At 60.6% G+C, this 596-nt stretch carries 1 protein-coding gene; it reads left to right on the forward strand.

Annotated elements, in window-relative coordinates; all coding sequences use genetic code 11:
* Positions 1-68 precede the first annotated feature (68 nt).
* On the forward strand, positions 69-596 hold a 528-nt coding region (locus P0G09_RS15450; protein WP_275253086.1), incomplete at its 3' end, for a patatin family protein.

Raw genomic sequence — 596 nt, forward strand, 5'->3', positions numbered from 1 at the left:
CAATGAGTATTTCCCGCCGTCCCGTTATACTGGGAGGGAAATGGAATGAAACGATGGAGGAACAGACCATGAAATACGGTGTCATCGAGGTGGGTGGCGGCCTGCGGGGCATTTACGGCGCTGGCGTGCTGGACCGCTGCCTGGAGGAGGACCTCCGCTTCGATCTCTGCATCGGCGTTTCGGCGGGCAGCGCCAATATGACATCCTATCTGGCAGGCCAGCATGGGCGGAACAAGCCCTTTTATGATGAATACTCCATCCGCAGGGAGTACATGAGCGTGCACAACCTCATCCACAAGCACTCCTATCTCGATCTGGGCTATGTCTACGGCACCCTCAGCAATGCAGGCGGCGAGAATCCGCTGGATTACGCGGCGCTTGCCCGCAGCCCGGCAGAGCTCTGCGTGGTGGCCGCTAATGCACAGATGGGCGAGGCGCAGTATTTCACCAAGGCAGACCTCCACCCGGACGACTACCGCGTCCTCATGGCATCCTGCTGCATCCCGGTCATCGACCAGCCCTGCGTCATCGACGGCGTGCCTTATTTTGAAGGCGGCCTGGCCGACCCCGTCCCGCTGGAATGGGCCTTTGCCCAC

It is taken from the genome of Faecalibacterium sp. DFI.5.82 (assembly GCF_029076575.1).
Taxonomy (GTDB): Bacteria; Bacillota; Clostridia; order Oscillospirales; family Ruminococcaceae; genus Faecalibacterium; species Faecalibacterium duncaniae.